This is a genomic window from Metapseudomonas boanensis (assembly GCF_042232855.1).
Classification (GTDB): Bacteria; Pseudomonadota; Gammaproteobacteria; order Pseudomonadales; family Pseudomonadaceae; genus Metapseudomonas; species Metapseudomonas boanensis.
Genome location: NZ_CP113889.1, coordinates 1,009,220 through 1,024,714, shown reverse-complemented (window position 1 = coordinate 1,024,714; position 15,495 = coordinate 1,009,220). Strand labels below are relative to the sequence as shown.

The window sequence follows — 15,495 nt, the reverse complement described above, 5'->3', positions numbered from 1 at the left end:
ATCGCTTCGAACCACCCTCCAGAGCGAACGGAAAGTGGCATGAGGCAGTCATGGTTTCGTGGCCCTGAGTCGTCTTGATCCTGGCGAGATTGACCTTGGGCGAACTCCCTGCGTCCTGATTGTCAAACCAGGTTCTCGCTCCACGGCTCCGATGCCGTGGCATTCGACTGTTGGGACGAAATCATTTGCAAAGGGACTCGCCGCGCCCCCCCAAAAGGATGGCCCTTCGGCCCGGTTTTCGAATGAATTCGCACCCTCGGCAAGCAAACCCGGTTGCGTACGGGGCAATAGGGCCAGGCAGGCCGCTGTGCTAACCTGCGACAAGTTTTTTACGGGCCTGGTGGCCCGATTCAGAGGTCATTCATGCATATCCATATCCTTGGCATCTGCGGCACCTTCATGGGGTCGCTGGCGGTGCTGGCCAAAGAGCTTGGCCATCGCGTCACCGGTTCCGACGCCAACGTCTACCCGCCCATGAGCACCCAGCTGGAGGCTCAGGGCATCGAGTTGATGCAGGGCTATGATCCGGCACAGCTCACGCCGGCACCCGACCTGGTGGTAATCGGCAACGCTTTGTCTCGCGGCAACCCGGCGGTGGAATATGTGCTGAATAAAGGCCTGCCTTACGTTTCCGGCCCGCAATGGCTGGCCGACCACGTTTTGCAAGGCCGCTGGGTGCTGGCCGTTGCCGGTACCCACGGCAAGACCACCACCACGAGCATGCTGGCCTGGGTGCTGGAGCATGCGGGCATGAGCCCGGGCTTCCTCATCGGCGGTGTGCCGCAGAACTTCGGAGTGTCGGCACGCCTGGGCGGCACGCCGTTCTTCGTAGTCGAGGCTGATGAATACGACAGCGCCTTCTTCGACAAGCGTTCGAAGTTCGTCCATTACCGCCCACGCACTGCGATCCTCAATAATCTCGAGTTCGACCATGCAGATATCTTCCCCGATCTCGCGGCCATCGAGCGGCAGTTCCACCATCTGGTGCGCACCATTCCGGGCCAAGGCCTGATCATCCATCCCACCTCCGAGAGCGCTATTGCGCGGGTGCTGGAAATGGGCTGCTGGACCCCTGTGCAAACCACCGGCGAAGGCGGCCAGTGGCAGGCGCGCCTGCTTGCTGGAGACGGCTCGCGTTTCGAAGTGTCGTTCGAGGGCACCTCGGCCGGGACCGTCGAGTGGGAGCTGACCGGCCAGCACAACGTCGCCAATGCCCTGGCGACCCTGGCCGCCGCTCGCCATGTAGGTGTGGTGCCGGAACTGGGTGTCGCCGCCCTGAGCGCTTTCAAGAGCGTGAAGCGGCGCATGGAGAAGGTTGCCGAAGTGAAGGGCATAACCATCTATGACGACTTCGCTCATCACCCGACTGCCATTGCCACGACCCTTGACGGGCTGCGCAAGCGCGTAGGCGATGCGCCGGTTATCGCAGTGATCGAGCCACGTTCCAACTCCATGAAACTTGGCGCCCACCGGGATGGCCTGCCGGAGTCGGTGAAACTGGCCGATCAGGTGTTCTGGTATGCGCCTCCGAACCTCGGCTGGGACTTGGCCGCCACGGCAATGGCCTGCCCGGTACCGTCGCAGGTCTGCACCTCGCTGGAAAGCATCATTAACGAGGTCAAGGTGCTGGCCCGCCCAGGAACCCAGGTGGTGATCATGAGCAACGGCGGCTTCGGCGGCCTGCATGGCAAACTGGCCAAGGCCCTGGAAGACTGAGGAGACGGCCGATGAGCGGACCCGCACGCGTCACCCTGGCGATGACCGGCGCCTCGGGCGCGCAATATGGCCTGCGCCTGCTGGACTGTCTGGTGCAGGAGGACCGCGAGGTGCACTTCATGATCTCCAAGGCCGCCCAGTTGGTGATGGCCACCGAGACAGATGTCACCTTGCCGGCCAAGCCCCAGGCGATGCAGGTATTTCTGAGCGAATACACGGGCGCCGCACCGGGGCAGATCCGCGTCTACGGCAAGGAGGACTGGATGGCCCCGGTTGCCTCCGGCTCCGGTGCGCCGGGTGCGATGGTCGTCGTGCCCTGTTCTACCGGGACTCTCTCGGCCATCGCGACCGGCGCTTGCAACAACCTGATCGAGCGTGCCGCCGACGTGGCGCTGAAGGAGCGCCGCCAGCTGATCCTGGTGCCGCGCGAGGCGCCGTACTCCAGCATCCATCTGGAGAACATGCTGAAGCTGTCGAACCTGGGGGCACTGATCGTGCCGGCGTCGCCCGGTTTTTATCACCAGCCGCAGACCATCGATGACCTGGTGGACTTCGTGGTGGCGCGAATCCTCAACCTGCTGGACATCCCGCAGGACATGCTGCCGCGTTGGGGCGAGCACCATCTGGGTATTGATGAATAGGCCGCTGCTGGCCTTGTTGCTGGCGCTCGTCGTTCAGGGCTGCGCCAGCGTCACCACTTTGAATGCGGCTAAGCCGGGTGCACCGATTATTTATTCCGGCACTCGGCTGGATTGGTATTCGCTGAAGGGCGGTTGTTGCCCGATGGACCGCTTCGGCGTCGAGCCCCCCCGCTATCCGGGTCTGGACCTGCCCGCCAGTGCGCTGCTGGATACCCTGCTGTTACCGTTCGCCGTGGCGGCCGAGCTGGGTGTCAATCTGGGTGTTTCCGGCGGTTATTGAACGCTGCTCGACAGCGTGAATCTGGTGGAGACGAGGAGGATCGAACTCCCGACCTCGGCGATGCGAACGCCGCGCTCTCCCAGCTGAGCTACGTCCCCTTGAATCCAAAGCCTAGCTTTGGCCTGTGCACTTCGCTGCTACTGAATGCTCGAGCATGGTCAAGCATCCATTCAGCGGGTGTCTGGTGCCGTCCAGGCAAGACCCGGGCATGCTGCCCGGTCGAGGGCTGGCCGGCGATCCGGCATGTGCTTTGCTGATTGAGTTGCACCGAAGCATCCATGGGACTGCGGACCCGAAAGGGGAGGGTCGACCATGCAAACCTTCGCTATGAGGGCGTTGTGCCTGTTTGCCATGCTGGCGCCACTGGCCACTCAGGCAGACATCTATCGCGTGGATACGGTGGGCGGCAGGGTCACGCTGACCACCATCCACCGATCTGGCCTGAACCCTGCGCGAGTCGCTCGCGAGCCCGCCAGGAAGGTCTCGCAGCCTCGCGCGGCGGCATCGGGGCGGCGCTACAGGTTGATGGTGGCCCAGGCCGCCCAGGAGTACGGTCTGCCTGCGGACCTGCTGCATGCGGTGATCAAGACCGAATCCAACTACAATCCCTCAGCCGTCTCGCCGCGCGGTGCTGCCGGGTTGATGCAGCTGATGCCGGATACCGCGCGCAACATGGGCGTGAAAAATGTTTTCGACCCCGCGCAGAACATACGGGGCGGTGCACGCTACCTCAAACGCCTGATGAGACAGTTCAACAACGATCTGTCTCTTGCCCTGGCGGCTTACAACGCGGGGCCTGCGGCGGTTCACAGCGCTGGCCGTGCGATTCCGCCCTATCCGGAAACCCAGCGCTATGTGCCCAGCGTGCTGAAGCATTACGAGCGCTTGCAGGCCAGTGCCAAACGGGCCCGTTAGTGGGGAACCTCCCCAGGTTCGGGGTGCTGGCGCTGGGGGAAACTGGGGGCTGGACCTTGCCGCGGTGCGTTTGTCCGGCGGGGCGAAATCGTTGGCCGAGCCTGGCGCCGCCCGGCCATCCTGCGGACTGCTCGTTGGCCTTGAGCGCTGAGTGCTGTGGCTTGTATCGCCTATGTCAACCAGGCTCCTGACACACATCCACCCACTGCGCTTCGACCAGCTCGGCCATGTACTGCGGTGTGATGCGCACAGCACTGTGGATGGCACCGGCAGCGGGCACCACCTCGTCAAAAGCCTGCAAGGATCGATCGCAATACACCGGCAGCGGCGTTGCCAGTCCGAAGGGGCATACCCCGCCAACCGGATGGCTGGTCAGCGCCTCCACCGTCTCGGCATCGAGCATCTTGGCCTTGCCGCCAAAGGTTTCCTTGAACTTGCGGTTGTCGATTCGCGCGTCACCCCGGGCCACCACCAGGACCGCCTGTTCGCCGACGCGGAAGGCCAGCGTTTTGGCAATGCGACCGGGCTCGACACCATGCGCCTCGGCGGCGAGGGCCACGGTAGCGGTGCTGGTCTTCAGTTCGATGATGTCGATTTCCGGGGCCTTCCGGGCGAAGAAGGTGCGCACCGAATCGAGGCTCATGCTGTCGGTCTCCTTGGCAAAGCGGAATCCTTGTTTACCCGACGCTGTGCGTCAAGCCGTTCAGCCGGTCAGCCCGCGCACGTCGGCAAGGCTGTCGACCAGGCCATAGCGGCCCTTGGCATCGCGCACCACACGGCCCATGGCGATGGCCGGGTCGTGGGTGAAGACGAGTCGGCCGTTGCGTGCCAGCAGATCGGCGAGCAGGGCTTCCTTCTCTTCGATCAGGCCTTCGGGGAAGCGGTCGTAGCCCATGGTGATGGGCAAGTGCACCCAGGGTGAGCCGGGGATGAGGTCACCGCTGAACAGCACCGGGCCGTCGGGCATGTCGATCTCCGGAAGTAACTGGCCGGGGGTGTGGCCGTCGCTCCAGTGCAGGCGCCAGGCATCACCGAGGCTTGGGCTGCTGGAGCCTTCGTCGACCAGTTCGAGGCGGCCGCTGGCTTCGAGCAGTTCCAGTAATTCCGGGATGTAGGAGGCGCGATCGCGCGCGTGAGGCTGGCAGGCGCGTTGCCATTGGCGACGGCCAGTCACGAAACAGGCGTTGGGGAACAGCAGGCGCGGCGGTTGGCCGGGTGCCCAGGGGGCGAGCAGGCCGCCAGCGTGGTCGAAATGCAGGTGGGTGAGCAGGACGACATCGATGTCGGCATCACTGAGGCTCAATTGTGCGAGGCTGTCGAGGAGCACATGGTGCTCCTCCTGGACACCGAAGCGTTGCTTCAGCTCCGGGGAGAAGAAGGCGCCGATACCCGTTTCCACAAGTATGTTGCGCTCGCCGTCCTGTACCAGCAGGGCACGGCAGCCGAGGTCGATGCGGTGTTCGGCATCCGGCGCCATCCAGCGCTCCCAGAGGGCGCGGGGAGCATTGCCGAACATGGCGCCGCCGTCGAGTTTCTGGCTGTTGCCCAAGAGGGTGGTGAGGGTACGCATGGCAGAAGCTTCGCATCGACTGGAAGGTCGATAAGGCTAACCGCTGAGCTTCTGCCTGCCCAGCCCCGGGTGTCGCCGCGGAGCTGGGCGGTCAGCGACCGAGCCGGCGCAAGTCGTCGGATTCGACGATGCGTACCCCGTTGTCCTCTTCCAGTGCCAGCCGCCAGAGCGCGCGGGCAAGGGTGCAGGCATGGATGCCGCGGTATTTGCCTGGTACCCAGCGCATCAGCGGCGCTGCCAGGCGTTCGCTGACGCGGAACTCACTGCGAGGGCCGAGCAGCAGCGAGGGGCGGGCGATGGTCAGTTGTGGCCAGTCCTGGGCCTTCAGCCCTTCTTCCATCTCGCCCTTGACCCGGTTGTAGAACACTTGGGACTTTGGGTTGGCACCCAGGGCGCTGACCACGATGAAGTGCCGCGCACCCAGTTCGCGGGCGCGTTGGGCGACGGCCAGGACCAGGTCATGGTCGACAGCACGGAAGGCTTCCTGTGACCCAGCCTGGCGAATCGTGCTGCCGAGGCAGCAGAAGGCAGTGTCCAGTGGGCCGTGGAGTTGCGTGAGCAGCTCGGGGAACGGACCCACGGGATTGGTCAGGTGCGGGTGTTCGGCCAGCGGCCGACGCGTGGGCGCCACCACCCGCATTACCGTGGGTTCGCTGAGCAGGCGGTCGAGCAGGTGTTCGCCAGTGAGACCAGTGGCGCCGGCGAGCAGGATGTGCTGGGGCGTCAAATGCATGCTGTTTCTCCGCTGATACAATTCCAGCTTAGTGGCTGTGCTCGGTTTTGTCGGAATTCACGTTGCGTTGCGCAGTCAGTGCGGCCTTGGCCTGATGCTCGCGAAGCGTGCGCCAACGGGTGATCACGGACTTGGGCGCCCAGATCTGCGGCTCCGAGGCCTCGAAGTCATCGGCCTGCTCGCGCTCGGCCACTTTCGCTTTGGCGATGTCGAAGGCCCGTTCAAGGTCATCGGTTTCCTTGAAGGCCTCGGCGAACAGGGCGCGGCCGAAGTAGGTGAAGTCGCTCTCCTCGGAGCAGCCGAAGGAGACACGGTCGGCACGGGCGGCAGTCATTACCAGGGTGTTGTCATCCTTCACTGCGGGGATGAAGCCACCGGAGTAGCAGGCGGAAATCACCAGCACCTTGGTCCGCTCGCGCAGTGGCGCCAGCAGGTTGGCCAGCTCGTGGGCCGGCAGTGGGGCGAGCTCGAGGCCAGGCTGTTCCAGGGCCAGTTCATGTTGTGGCGAGCCATGGCTGGTGAGGTAGATGAACACCAGGTCCTCCGGCCCGCTGCGTTCGGCTATCGCCTGCACGGCGCGGGTCAGGCTCTCACGGGTGGCCAGGGGGCGGTCGGCCATGTGCTCGCGGTGGTTGACGAGGGTGATTTGGCCATGGGCGCCGAAACGCTCGGCAAGCAGCCGGGAAACGTAGTCCGCCTCGCGTAGGAACACGCTCTGGCGACCGTCGCCGGCCAGGCTCAGGGAATAGAGTTCGACCTCCGGAGTGGAGGCGGGCAGGCTGGCGATGGCCTGGTCGAGCAGCATGCCCTGGGCGAGGAGACCCACTTCCAGCGGAGTCGGCAGCGCCTTGCCCTGATCATCACGGATTCGCACGCCCTCGTGCCAGATGCCGGCTTCGCTGCGGCCGTCGGGCAGGGTCAGGTTGCCGCGGCCGGCGTACAGCCCGCCGCTGAAATGGCCTTGATAGTGGCTACCGTCAGCCTCTCGAAGCTGGCCTTTGCCCTGGTAGCGCCAGTCCTTGAACTGGCCTTGGTAGTGGCTGCCGTCGGCCCCCTGGAACTCCCCTTCGCCGGCCAGCGCGCCCTGCCTGAACGTACCGCTCCAGACATCGCCTTCGGCGCTGGAGAAGCGTCCCTTGCCGTCGAACACGCTGTCCTTGAACCCACCCACGTAGTGGGAGCCGTCTTCGCCCTGATAGCTGCCAGGGCCCTGCAGTTGACCTTTGCGGAACTGGCCGCTGAAGCGGTTGCCGGCGCTGTCGGTACGTACGCCTTCGCCGTCCGGCTGGCCGGCTGCGAAGCCGCCCTGATAGAGGCTGCCGTCTGGCCATTCGAGCATGCCCAGCCCGTGGTACTTGTCGTTGCGGAACTCGCCGCGGTAGGTCATGCCGCCTTGGCGCAGCGTGCCCTCGCCATTGAACTGGTTGCCCTTGAAGCGGCCTTTGTAGCTGGTGCCATCGCCATAGGTCAGCAGCCCGCGACCATGGAACAGTCCGGCCTTGAACTCACCGACGTAGACCATGCCATTGGGGCCGTGCCACTCACCCTGGCCCTCGGGTTGGCCATCCTTGAACTGGCCCTGGAACCAGGTGCCATTGCTGTAGTCCAGGCGGCCAGGGCCTTGCAGCAGGCCGTCGACCAGCTCCCCGCGGTAGCGCGAGCCATCCGGCAGGCGGGCATCTGGAGGAGTCAGGGGTTCCCCTTCGCCGCAAGCCGCTAGCAGCAGGGCGAGGGATAGGGGGAGCAGGTGCTTCATTTAGGAGCCTTGTTGGAGAGTCTGGTATCAGTGTGGCGCAAAAAAGCGGGCGATTGCGGGGATTTTTGGAGGAGGGCCACGAGGCTGCGAGAAGTGCTATGGGGCGCACGAAACCGGAGGGAGCAATTTCATTCGCCTGGCGGGCGGAACGTTTGCCCGCCTTCATTCACCCTTGCTCCTCCCAAAGGGGGGCAGCCTGAAGCTGGAACAGGGGGCGATGAGACAAGGGCGTCCCATCGTCAGGGGGCGTCTGGGCCGAGGGCAATTGCCATGCTCTCGGCCGCACGGCATCAGACAAAGCAGAGGCTGAGGGACTCTGCAATATAGGCAGGCTTCTGCTGCCCTTCGATCTCCAGGGTAGCGAGGGCCTTGATCAGCCATTGCCCCGGATTCTTTTCATTCACGTCGATCACTTTCAGCGAGAGGCGGACCCGGGAGTCGACCTTCACCGGCTGGATGAATCGCACACTGTCCAGGCCATAGTTCACAGCCATCTTCAGGCCTTCCGGCATGACCAGCAAGTTCTCGATCAGCATGGGGATAAGCGAGAGGCTGAGAAATCCATGGGCGATGGTAGAGCCGAAAGGCGTTTGCTTGGCGCGTTCGGGGTCGACGTGGATGAACTGGTGGTCGCCGGTGCATTCGGCGAACTGGTTGATGCGCTGCTGGTCGATGGTCACCCATTCGGAGTGGCCCAGGTCCTTGCCAATGTAGGTCTTCAGTTCTGCGACAGGTACAAGCGGCATACATCATCCTCCATGGATGCGTTGTTTTAGTTCTTTTTGGGTGTAACGCGTGTAGGGAGCCTACATCATCACGGCTCACCAGGCTGGTCAAGCGGCCATGTCCCTTGCGAATGACGGGTTATAGCGCGGGGTTGCGCGCCTATAATGGCGCTGCCCCGGTCACGCCTGTCTCGGCCGGGCCTGACTCCTGGAGATTGTCATGCTGTTGCGCGGACTGACCTGGCTGGTGCTGTTCCAGCTGATCGGTAGCGGGCTCAATGCCCTGTTCCTGCACATGCTGCCGGGGCCGATCATCGGCCTGGTGCTGCTGTTCCTCTACCTGCTTGCGCGCGGAGAAGTCGGCGAACCGCTCAGTGTCGCCGCCAGCAGCCTGCTGCGCTACCTGCCCTTGCTGCTGGTGCCGCCCGCGGTAGGTGTGATGGCATATGCCGGGGCCATCTGGGCCGATTTCTGGGCGATTGTCGGTACCTTGGTGCTGTCGTTGCTGCTGGCCTTCATCTTTTGTGGTTGGCTGATGCAGAAGCTCATCGACCGGCAGGCTCGGCGCAAGGAGGAGGCATGACATTCGATTGGCAAGCAGCCATCCAGGCGATGGTGCAGCACCCGCTGTTTGGCTTCGGCATCACCCTTGGCGCCTACCAACTGGCGCTGGCAGCCTATGAGAAGACTCGCTGGGTGTTTCTGCAGCCGGTGCTGCTGTCGATGTTGCTGCTGATTGGTGTACTGCTGGCCTGCGGCATCAGCTACCAGGAATACCGCAAGAGCACCGAATTGCTGAGCCTGTTCCTGGGGCCGGCCACGGTCGCCCTGGCTGTACCGCTCTATCTCAACCTGCGGCGAATTCGCCAGCTGTTCTGGCCGACTCTCCTGACATTGGTGTTCGGCGGGCTGTTCGCTACGCTGTCGGTAGCACTGTTGGGCTGGTGGTTCGGCGCCGAACACATGGTACTGATGACACTGCTGCCGAAATCGGTGACCTCGCCCATTGCCATGCTGGTGGCCGAACAACTGGGTGGTGTGGCCGCGCTGGCGGCGGTATTCGTGCTGATTACGGGCGTTTTAGGCGCCATCCTCGGGCCGGAGCTGTTGCGCCGCTTCGGCGTGCACCATCCGGCCGCGCAGGGCATGGCCCTAGGGCTAACCGCCCACGCGGTGGGCACCGCCCGGGCCTTGCAGGTCGGTGAGGAGTGTGGGGCGTTCGCAGCATTGGCCATGAGCTTGATGGGCGTGGCCACTGCGGTGTTGTTGCCACTCGCCGTGGCGCTGATTGCTTGAGGTCCGTGAATGAAGCTGCCGTTGTTTCCGCTCAATACCGTGCTCTTTCCGGGTTGCACTCTGGACCTGCAGATATTCGAGGCGCGTTACCTCGACATGATTGGGCGCTGCATGAAGCAGGGGGAGGGGTTTGGCGTGGTGGCCATCCTCGAAGGCCAGGAGGTGGGCGATGCGGCCAGCCGTTTCGCCGCCATCGGCTGTGAGGCGCTGATCCGTGACTGGCAGCAGCAGCCCAATGGCCTGTTGGGTATTCGCGTGGAGGGCGGCCGGCGCTTTCATGTCAATTCGGCCGAGGTGCTGCGTGATCAACTGACGCTGGCCGAGGTTGAGTGGCTGGAGGACAGCGGTGAGCAGTCGCTCTTGCCGGAGCATGCCGACCTTGCGGCGTTGCTCGATGTTCTGGCCGAGCATCCGATGGTGCAGAGCCTGGGCATGGGCGGGGTGGTGCAGGGGCAGCAGGCGTTGGCCAACCAGTTGGCCTACCTGCTGCCGTTCAGCCTCAAGGAGAAGCTGCAGTTGTTGGGGATGGGCGATCCGTTGCAGCGCCTGGCGTTTTTGCAGGGGATGCTCGATGAGCTGCAAGGGGAGTCGATTGCCTAGGGCTCCGTAGCTCCAGTCCCCCAGGTGACTCAGGGGCAGCGGACAGGCTTGCCTGTCCCGTGCGGGCCCCAAGTTCCGCAAAAAAACCTTTCAGTAGCTATACCGCGCAATGGCCGCCGGCAACGCCCAGGTGGCAATGCCCCCAAACAATGCCAGGCATGCTGACAACACCAATAGCCAGACTTGCGGCGCCATCGCCGAAAGTGGGGCTGCACGCTGCATCACCACCAGACTGGCGGCACAGATGCAGGCAGCCAGTAAGCTGCCAGCGAGAACGTCGCTCGGCCAATGGACCCCGAGGTACACCCGCGAGAGCGCAATCGCCAGCGCCGGCAGGCAGGCCAGCAGCAGCCAGGTCAGCCGCAAGCGCCCTGGCTGGCCACGGCCAGCCAGGATGCCCAGCACCAGGAAGAAGGCGAAGGCCGCCGAACTGTGGCCGCTCGGAAAGCTGTAGCTGGTCAGTGGCTCCATGAGGATGTCCGGGCGGGCGCGGGCGAAAAAGTGCTTCAGCGCTGTGTTGGCCAAGCCGGTTGCGGCCAGCGTGGCGATCGTGAAACCGGCCGCACGCCACTGGCGGGCAATCAGCAGGAGCGCGCCTAATGCGGCGCCGACCAGCAACTGGGTCTGGAAGTCGCCGAGTCGGGTAATCAGCACCATGAAATGGTCGAGCTTGGCGGTTCGTTGTTCCTGGACAAGGGCCATGAGGCCTTGGTCGAAACCTTGCAGGTGCGGCCAGCCGAGCAGCAGGGCGGCCAGTGCCGCGAGGCAGAGGCCAGCCGCCATCGGGTTGGCCCAGCGTCTCTCCAGCAGGGTGGCCTGGATGATCAGGCCAAGCACGACGGCCATTGCCGCCAGCACCACGGCGGCTTCGCCCCAGAAACCCTCGGGCAACGGCAGCCGCAATGCCGCGCCAGTAGCCCAGCCCGGCAGCAGGTACGCCACGGCCCATCCGGCGGCAGCGAGCATACTCACAGCGATGAAACGTGGCAGGGGCATGTCCAGCATCCCCGCCACCATGGGCAGCATCGGGCGCAGTGGACCGATGTAGCGGCCCAGCAGAAGGCTGGCAACGCCATAGCGCTGGAAGTAGGTTTCGGCGCTGCCGATCCATTCCGGGTGGTCGCGCAACAGTGGCAGGCCCCGGATGTTCTGGTGGAAGCGCCGGCCGATGCCATAGGAAATCAGGTCACCCACCAGGCCGCCGGTGTAGGCCAGCAGCAGCGTCTCCCAAAGTTCCAGTGCACCGCTGCCGGCCATCACCCCGACGGCGAAGAGCAGGGCGACGCCAGGCACCACGATGCCGGCGACGGCCAGACATTCAATGCAGGCGATCAGGAAGATGGCCAGGCCGAGCCACTCCGGATTGGCGCCTAGCCAGGCGGTGACCTGGTCGTACCATTGGGTCATGGGGACATGTCCTCGATCAGATGAAAGTCGCGTCCTTCGACCTGGCCACGGCGCAGCGGGTTTCGCGTGCAGTGGCGAGCATAGTCGGCATCGACGAATCGGTAAGGCAGGTGCTCGTCGCGCCCGTGGGGGATACCCAGGCGAGCGGTCTGGATGATACGGGCAGGGCGTTCGCCGACATCTTCGACGAACAACCGTTGCCAATCGAACCGCTGGCCATCCCAGTCTGGCACCTTCAGGGCCATGGCCTTGCAAAGCAGCGTCTGTCCAGCGCACAGGCGTTGGGGCGAGCGCGGCAGGCCGCGGGCATCTGGATTATTGCGCTGCATGGCGGCCAGGGCTTCGGCAGGGGATACGTCATCTACCCATGGATGGGCGGATTTGATCAGTACGGCGTTGCCGGCGCCGTGGGCGCTGAAGTTCAAGGAGTCGCCACCGCGTGCGTAGTACATGTAGATGTGGCCGCCGTCGAGGAACAAGGCGCGCCGCTTATTGGTGTAGCCAAGGGAGGCGTGGCTGCCCTTGTCTACCAGGTAGTAGGCTTCGGTTTCGATGATGCGTGCGCCTAGCCACCAGCCATCGACACGGTGGCGGATGACCTTGCCCAAAAGCTCGCGAGCGACCTGTTGTGCGTCACGGTCGAAGAAGGCATCCGGCAGCGGGCGGGCGCCGGGCCAAGGCAAACTTAGGATGGGATCGCGGGGCATGGGGCTGTCGCAGGGTTCCTGGTAGGCATAGGCCGGTGATTATACGGAAGCCATGCTGATCCGAAGCTGACGCCACGTTTCGGAAACATCAGGCAAAACAACAAGAGCCCGCTGCCAAGTCCCGAACGGGTCCGCGCCGACAGCGCTTACATCACGGCCAGTGCGCATTACACCGGCTACGTCTGGTATCGCCACCAACTGGCCGAGTGGCCCTTTGCCACGACGTTCGGCCGTTGGGTCCATGGCATCCTGTCACCGTTCCGCCCGGCGCTCGCCGGCCAGGGGGCCGACGACGGCTCATCGACCATCTGCCCGACGCCGCTGGGCGTGGGGCGGCGCGACAGCTATAATCGGCCGCTTTCCTGTCTTTCAGAATCCCGAGACCATGACCGAGTCCGTTCTCGATTACATGACCCGCCTGGGCCGCGCTGCGCGCGCCGCCTCGCGCGTGGCCGCACGCGCCAGCACTGCCCAGAAGAATCGCGCCCTGCTGGCGGCCGCCGATGCCCTGGACAGCGCTCGCGCCGAGCTGACCTCCGCCAACGAGCAGGATCTGGCCAATGGCCGCACCAATGGCCTTGAGCCAGCCATGCTTGACCGCCTGGCCCTGACCCCGGCGCGCATCGACGACATGATCGAGGGCCTGCGCCAGGTCGCCAGCTTGCCGGACCCCATCGGTGAAATCCGCGACATGCGGTACCTGCCGTCCGGGATCCAGGTCGGCAAGATGCGCGTGCCGCTGGGCGTGATCGGGATCATCTACGAGTCGCGTCCCAATGTGACCATCGACGCGGCGAGCCTCTGCCTGAAGTCTGGCAACGCCACCATCCTGCGCGGTGGCTCCGAGGCCATTCACTCCAATCAGGCTATCGCCCGCTGCATCCAGAAGGGCCTGGCGGATGCCGGTCTGCCGGCGGAGCTGGTCCAGGTGGTGGAAACTACCGACCGTGCTGCGGTTGGCGCGCTGATCAGCATGCCGGAGTTCGTCGACGTGATCGTACCGCGTGGCGGCAAGGGCCTGATCGAGCGTATCAGCCGCGAGGCCAAGGTGCCGGTGATCAAGCACCTGGATGGCATCTGCCATGTCTACATCGACGTCGCCGCCGACCTCGACAAGGCCATCCGTGTTGCGGATAACGCCAAGACCCAGCGCTACGCCCCGTGCAACACTATGGAAACCCTGCTGGTGCACGCAGGTATTGCCGAGCGCGTACTGCCGCCGCTGGCCGCTATCTACCGCGACAAGAACGTGGAATTGCGTGGCTGCCCACGCACCCGTGCGCTGCTGGGCAATGCGGTGCTGGAAGCCACCGAAGAAGATTGGCGCACCGAGTACAATGCGCCGATCCTGTCGATCAAGATCGTCGACAGTCTCGACGAGGCCATCTTGCACATCAATACCTACGGCTCGCAGCATACCGACGCGATCATCACTGAGAACTTCAGCGATGCGCGGCGATTCCTTACCGAAGTGGACTCCAGTTCCGTGATGGTGAACGCCTCGACCCGCTTCGCCGATGGTTTCGAGTACGGTCTGGGTGCGGAGATCGGCATCTCCACCGATAAGCTGCACGCCCGTGGACCGGTTGGCCTGGACGGGCTGACCAGCGAGAAGTACGTGGTCTTCGGCGACGGTCACGTACGCACCTGATGGGCAAGCGCATTGGCCTCTTCGGCGGCACATTCGATCCCGTGCACATAGGTCACCTGCGAGGTGCCCTGGAAGTGGCCGAGCAATTTGCCTTCGACGAGTTGCGCCTGGTGCCCAGCGCGCGGCCGCCGCACCGAGATACACCGCAGGTCTCGGCAAAGGATCGCCTGGAAATGGTGCGACTGGCCGTTGCGGGTGTCCCACCGTTGCTGGTCGATGACCGCGAGCTCAAGCGTGATCGCCCTTCCTGGACCATCGACACGCTGGAGTCCGTGCGCTCGGAACTGGCGGCCGATGATCAGCTCTTCCTGCTGGTGGGCTGGGACGCGTTCTGTGGCCTGCCGACCTGGCACCGCTGGAAGGAGCTGCTGGAGTACTGCCACATCCTGGTCTTGCAGCGTCCGGATGCCGACAGTGAGGCCCCTGAAGCGCTGCGCGACCTCTTGGCTGCTCGCAGTTCGGCCGATCCGCAATCCATCCAGGGCGCATCCGGACAGATCGCCTTTGTCTGGCAGACACCGCTGGCGGTGTCCGCCACCCAGATTCGCCAATCTCTGGCGGAGGGGCGCTCGGTGCGTTTCCTCGTGCCCGATTCCGTGTTGGCCTATATCCATGCGCACGGCCTTTACCGTGCGCCGAACTGATTCATGAGGTAGATAACCGATGCAAAACGAAGAGCTCGTCAAGGTCGCCATCGCGGCCCTGGAAGACATGAAAGGGCAAGAAATCACCACCATCGACGTGCGTGGCAAGACCAGCATCACCGATTTCATGGTGATCGCCAGCGGTACTTCCAGTCGTCATGTGAAATCCCTGGCCGAAAGCGTGCTGGAAAAGGTCAAGGAGCAGGGCGTGCGTCCGCTGGGCAGCGAAGGTCTGGACGGCGGTGAGTGGGCACTGCTGGACCTGGGTGATGTCGTGGTTCACGTGATGCAGGTGGCCACTCGCCAGTTCTACGATCTGGAGCGCCTCTGGCAGGGCGCCGAGCAGAGCCGGGCCCATCACAGCCACGAATAAGCGGGGCTTCCCTTGCGTCTACGACTGATTGCCGTCGGCACGCGCATGCCGCGTTGGGTCGAAGAAGGCTGGCAAGAGTACGTCAAGCGCCTGCCGTCCGAACTGTTCCTTGAGCTGGTCGAAATTCCATTGGGTACCCGTGGCAAGAACGCCGACGTGGCCCGCCTGATTCGCCAGGAGGGCGAGGCGATGCTGTCCAAGGTGCAGCCGGGGGAACGCGTGGTGACCCTGGAGGTCGAAGGTCGACCTTGGAGCACTGAGCAGTTGGCGGCGGAGCTGGATCGCTGGCGCCTGGATGCGCGCACCGTCAACCTGATGGTCGGCGGCCCCGAGGGGCTGGCGCCGGAGGTTTGTGCGCGCAGCGAGCAGCGCTGGTCGCTATCGCCGCTGACCTTGCCGCATCCGTTGGTGCGAATCCTCATTGGCGAGCAGATCTACCGTGCCTGGACCGTGTTGTCTGGCCACCCTTACCACAAGTAAG

Annotated in this window: 18 protein-coding genes, 1 tRNA gene and 1 pseudogene; 12 read left to right on the top strand and 8 right to left on the bottom strand. The window is 64.2% G+C overall.

What is annotated here, in order from left to right; all coding sequences use genetic code 11:
• The first annotated feature begins 363 nt into the window (after positions 1-363).
• Genes mpl through OXH74_RS04800 form a run of 3 tightly spaced genes read left to right on the top strand, consistent with a single transcriptional unit; the run spans position 364 to position 2,637 of the window.
• Complete coding sequence (mpl, locus tag OXH74_RS04810) at positions 364-1,716, top strand: UDP-N-acetylmuramate:L-alanyl-gamma-D-glutamyl-meso-diaminopimelate ligase (protein WP_375740282.1); 1,353 nt, start codon at positions 364-366, stop codon at positions 1,714-1,716.
• 11 nt (positions 1,717-1,727) lie between these two features.
• The gene (gene ubiX, locus OXH74_RS04805; RefSeq protein ID WP_375740281.1) at positions 1,728-2,357 is read left to right on the top strand and encodes a flavin prenyltransferase UbiX; all 630 of its coding nucleotides are present in this window, start codon (positions 1,728-1,730) and stop codon (positions 2,355-2,357) included.
• Positions 2,347-2,637, top strand: coding sequence for a YceK/YidQ family lipoprotein (locus OXH74_RS04800; protein WP_375740280.1), 291 nt, complete (start codon positions 2,347-2,349; stop codon positions 2,635-2,637). Before ubiX ends, OXH74_RS04800 begins: the two co-directional genes overlap by 11 nt.
• A gap of 22 nt (positions 2,638-2,659) precedes the next feature.
• Here OXH74_RS04800 and OXH74_RS04795 read toward each other — a convergent pair.
• Positions 2,660-2,735, bottom strand: a tRNA-Ala gene (locus OXH74_RS04795).
• 214 nt (positions 2,736-2,949) lie between these two features.
• On the opposite strand from OXH74_RS04795, the gene OXH74_RS04790 reads away from it, so the two are divergent.
• Positions 2,950-3,552, top strand: coding sequence for a lytic transglycosylase domain-containing protein (locus tag OXH74_RS04790; RefSeq protein WP_375740279.1), 603 nt, complete (start codon positions 2,950-2,952; stop codon positions 3,550-3,552).
• Between the two features lie 175 nt (positions 3,553-3,727).
• Here the strand turns inward: OXH74_RS04790 and OXH74_RS04785 are convergent, their stop codons facing one another.
• The 5 genes from OXH74_RS04785 to OXH74_RS04765 form a co-directional block, all read right to left on the bottom strand.
• Positions 3,728-4,195, bottom strand: coding sequence for a YbaK/EbsC family protein (locus OXH74_RS04785; RefSeq protein ID WP_375740278.1), 468 nt, complete (start codon positions 4,193-4,195; stop codon positions 3,728-3,730).
• Positions 4,196-4,255: 60 nt separating this feature from the next.
• On the bottom strand, positions 4,256-5,122 hold the full coding sequence (locus OXH74_RS04780) for an MBL fold metallo-hydrolase (protein WP_375740277.1): 867 nt from the start codon (positions 5,120-5,122) through the stop codon (positions 4,256-4,258).
• Positions 5,123-5,213: 91 nt separating this feature from the next.
• Positions 5,214-5,855 (bottom strand): oxidoreductase, encoded by a 642-nt coding sequence (locus tag OXH74_RS04775; RefSeq protein ID WP_375740276.1) that lies wholly within the window; start codon positions 5,853-5,855, stop codon positions 5,214-5,216.
• A gap of 28 nt (positions 5,856-5,883) precedes the next feature.
• Positions 5,884-7,611, bottom strand: a complete 1,728-nt coding sequence (locus tag OXH74_RS04770; protein ID WP_375740275.1) for a C13 family peptidase — start codon at positions 7,609-7,611, stop codon at positions 5,884-5,886.
• A gap of 290 nt (positions 7,612-7,901) precedes the next feature.
• On the bottom strand, positions 7,902-8,357 hold the full coding sequence (locus OXH74_RS04765; RefSeq protein ID WP_215371145.1) for a MaoC family dehydratase: 456 nt from the start codon (positions 8,355-8,357) through the stop codon (positions 7,902-7,904).
• 199 nt (positions 8,358-8,556) lie between these two features.
• Here OXH74_RS04765 and OXH74_RS04760 point away from each other — a divergent pair, with 199 nt between their 5' ends.
• The 3 genes from OXH74_RS04760 to OXH74_RS04750 are packed head-to-tail and all read left to right on the top strand — an operon-like array spanning position 8,557 to position 10,232.
• Positions 8,557-8,919, top strand: a complete 363-nt coding sequence (locus tag OXH74_RS04760; RefSeq protein WP_215371139.1) for a CidA/LrgA family protein — start codon at positions 8,557-8,559, stop codon at positions 8,917-8,919.
• Positions 8,916-9,632, top strand: a complete 717-nt coding sequence (locus tag OXH74_RS04755) for an LrgB family protein (RefSeq protein ID WP_375740274.1) — start codon at positions 8,916-8,918, stop codon at positions 9,630-9,632. The genes OXH74_RS04760 and OXH74_RS04755 overlap by 4 nt, the downstream gene beginning before the upstream one ends.
• 9 nt (positions 9,633-9,641) lie before the next feature.
• On the top strand, positions 9,642-10,232 hold the full coding sequence (locus OXH74_RS04750; RefSeq protein ID WP_375740273.1) for an LON peptidase substrate-binding domain-containing protein: 591 nt from the start codon (positions 9,642-9,644) through the stop codon (positions 10,230-10,232).
• 90 nt (positions 10,233-10,322) lie between these two features.
• On the opposite strand, the gene OXH74_RS04745 is transcribed toward OXH74_RS04750, so the two are convergent.
• Positions 10,323-11,639, bottom strand: a complete 1,317-nt coding sequence (locus OXH74_RS04745) for a bifunctional DedA family/phosphatase PAP2 family protein (protein WP_375740272.1) — start codon at positions 11,637-11,639, stop codon at positions 10,323-10,325.
• Positions 11,636-12,346: a DNA-3-methyladenine glycosylase gene (locus OXH74_RS04740; RefSeq protein ID WP_375740271.1), complete on the bottom strand. Its 711-nt coding sequence runs from the start codon at positions 12,344-12,346 to the stop codon at positions 11,636-11,638. Before OXH74_RS04740 ends, OXH74_RS04745 begins: the two co-directional genes overlap by 4 nt.
• Positions 12,347-12,457: 111 nt before the next feature.
• Here OXH74_RS04740 and OXH74_RS04735 point away from each other — a divergent pair.
• From OXH74_RS04735 to rlmH, 5 genes and pseudogenes are all read left to right on the top strand, one after another.
• A pseudogene (locus OXH74_RS04735) lies at positions 12,458-12,604 on the top strand (class I SAM-dependent methyltransferase); the annotation flags it as partial.
• Positions 12,605-12,731: 127 nt separating this feature from the next.
• Positions 12,732-13,997, top strand: a complete 1,266-nt coding sequence (locus OXH74_RS04730; protein WP_215371120.1) for a glutamate-5-semialdehyde dehydrogenase — start codon at positions 12,732-12,734, stop codon at positions 13,995-13,997.
• Positions 13,997-14,641, top strand: coding sequence for a nicotinate-nucleotide adenylyltransferase (gene nadD, locus OXH74_RS04725; protein WP_375740270.1), 645 nt, complete (start codon positions 13,997-13,999; stop codon positions 14,639-14,641). Before OXH74_RS04730 ends, nadD begins: the two co-directional genes overlap by 1 nt.
• Positions 14,642-14,660: 19 nt before the next feature.
• Positions 14,661-15,014 (top strand): ribosome silencing factor, encoded by a 354-nt coding sequence (rsfS, locus tag OXH74_RS04720; RefSeq protein ID WP_375740269.1) that lies wholly within the window; start codon positions 14,661-14,663, stop codon positions 15,012-15,014.
• Between the two features lie 12 nt (positions 15,015-15,026).
• The gene (gene rlmH, locus OXH74_RS04715) at positions 15,027-15,494 is read left to right on the top strand and encodes a 23S rRNA (pseudouridine(1915)-N(3))-methyltransferase RlmH (protein ID WP_375740268.1); all 468 of its coding nucleotides are present in this window, start codon (positions 15,027-15,029) and stop codon (positions 15,492-15,494) included.
• Position 15,495: the final 1 nt, after the last annotated feature.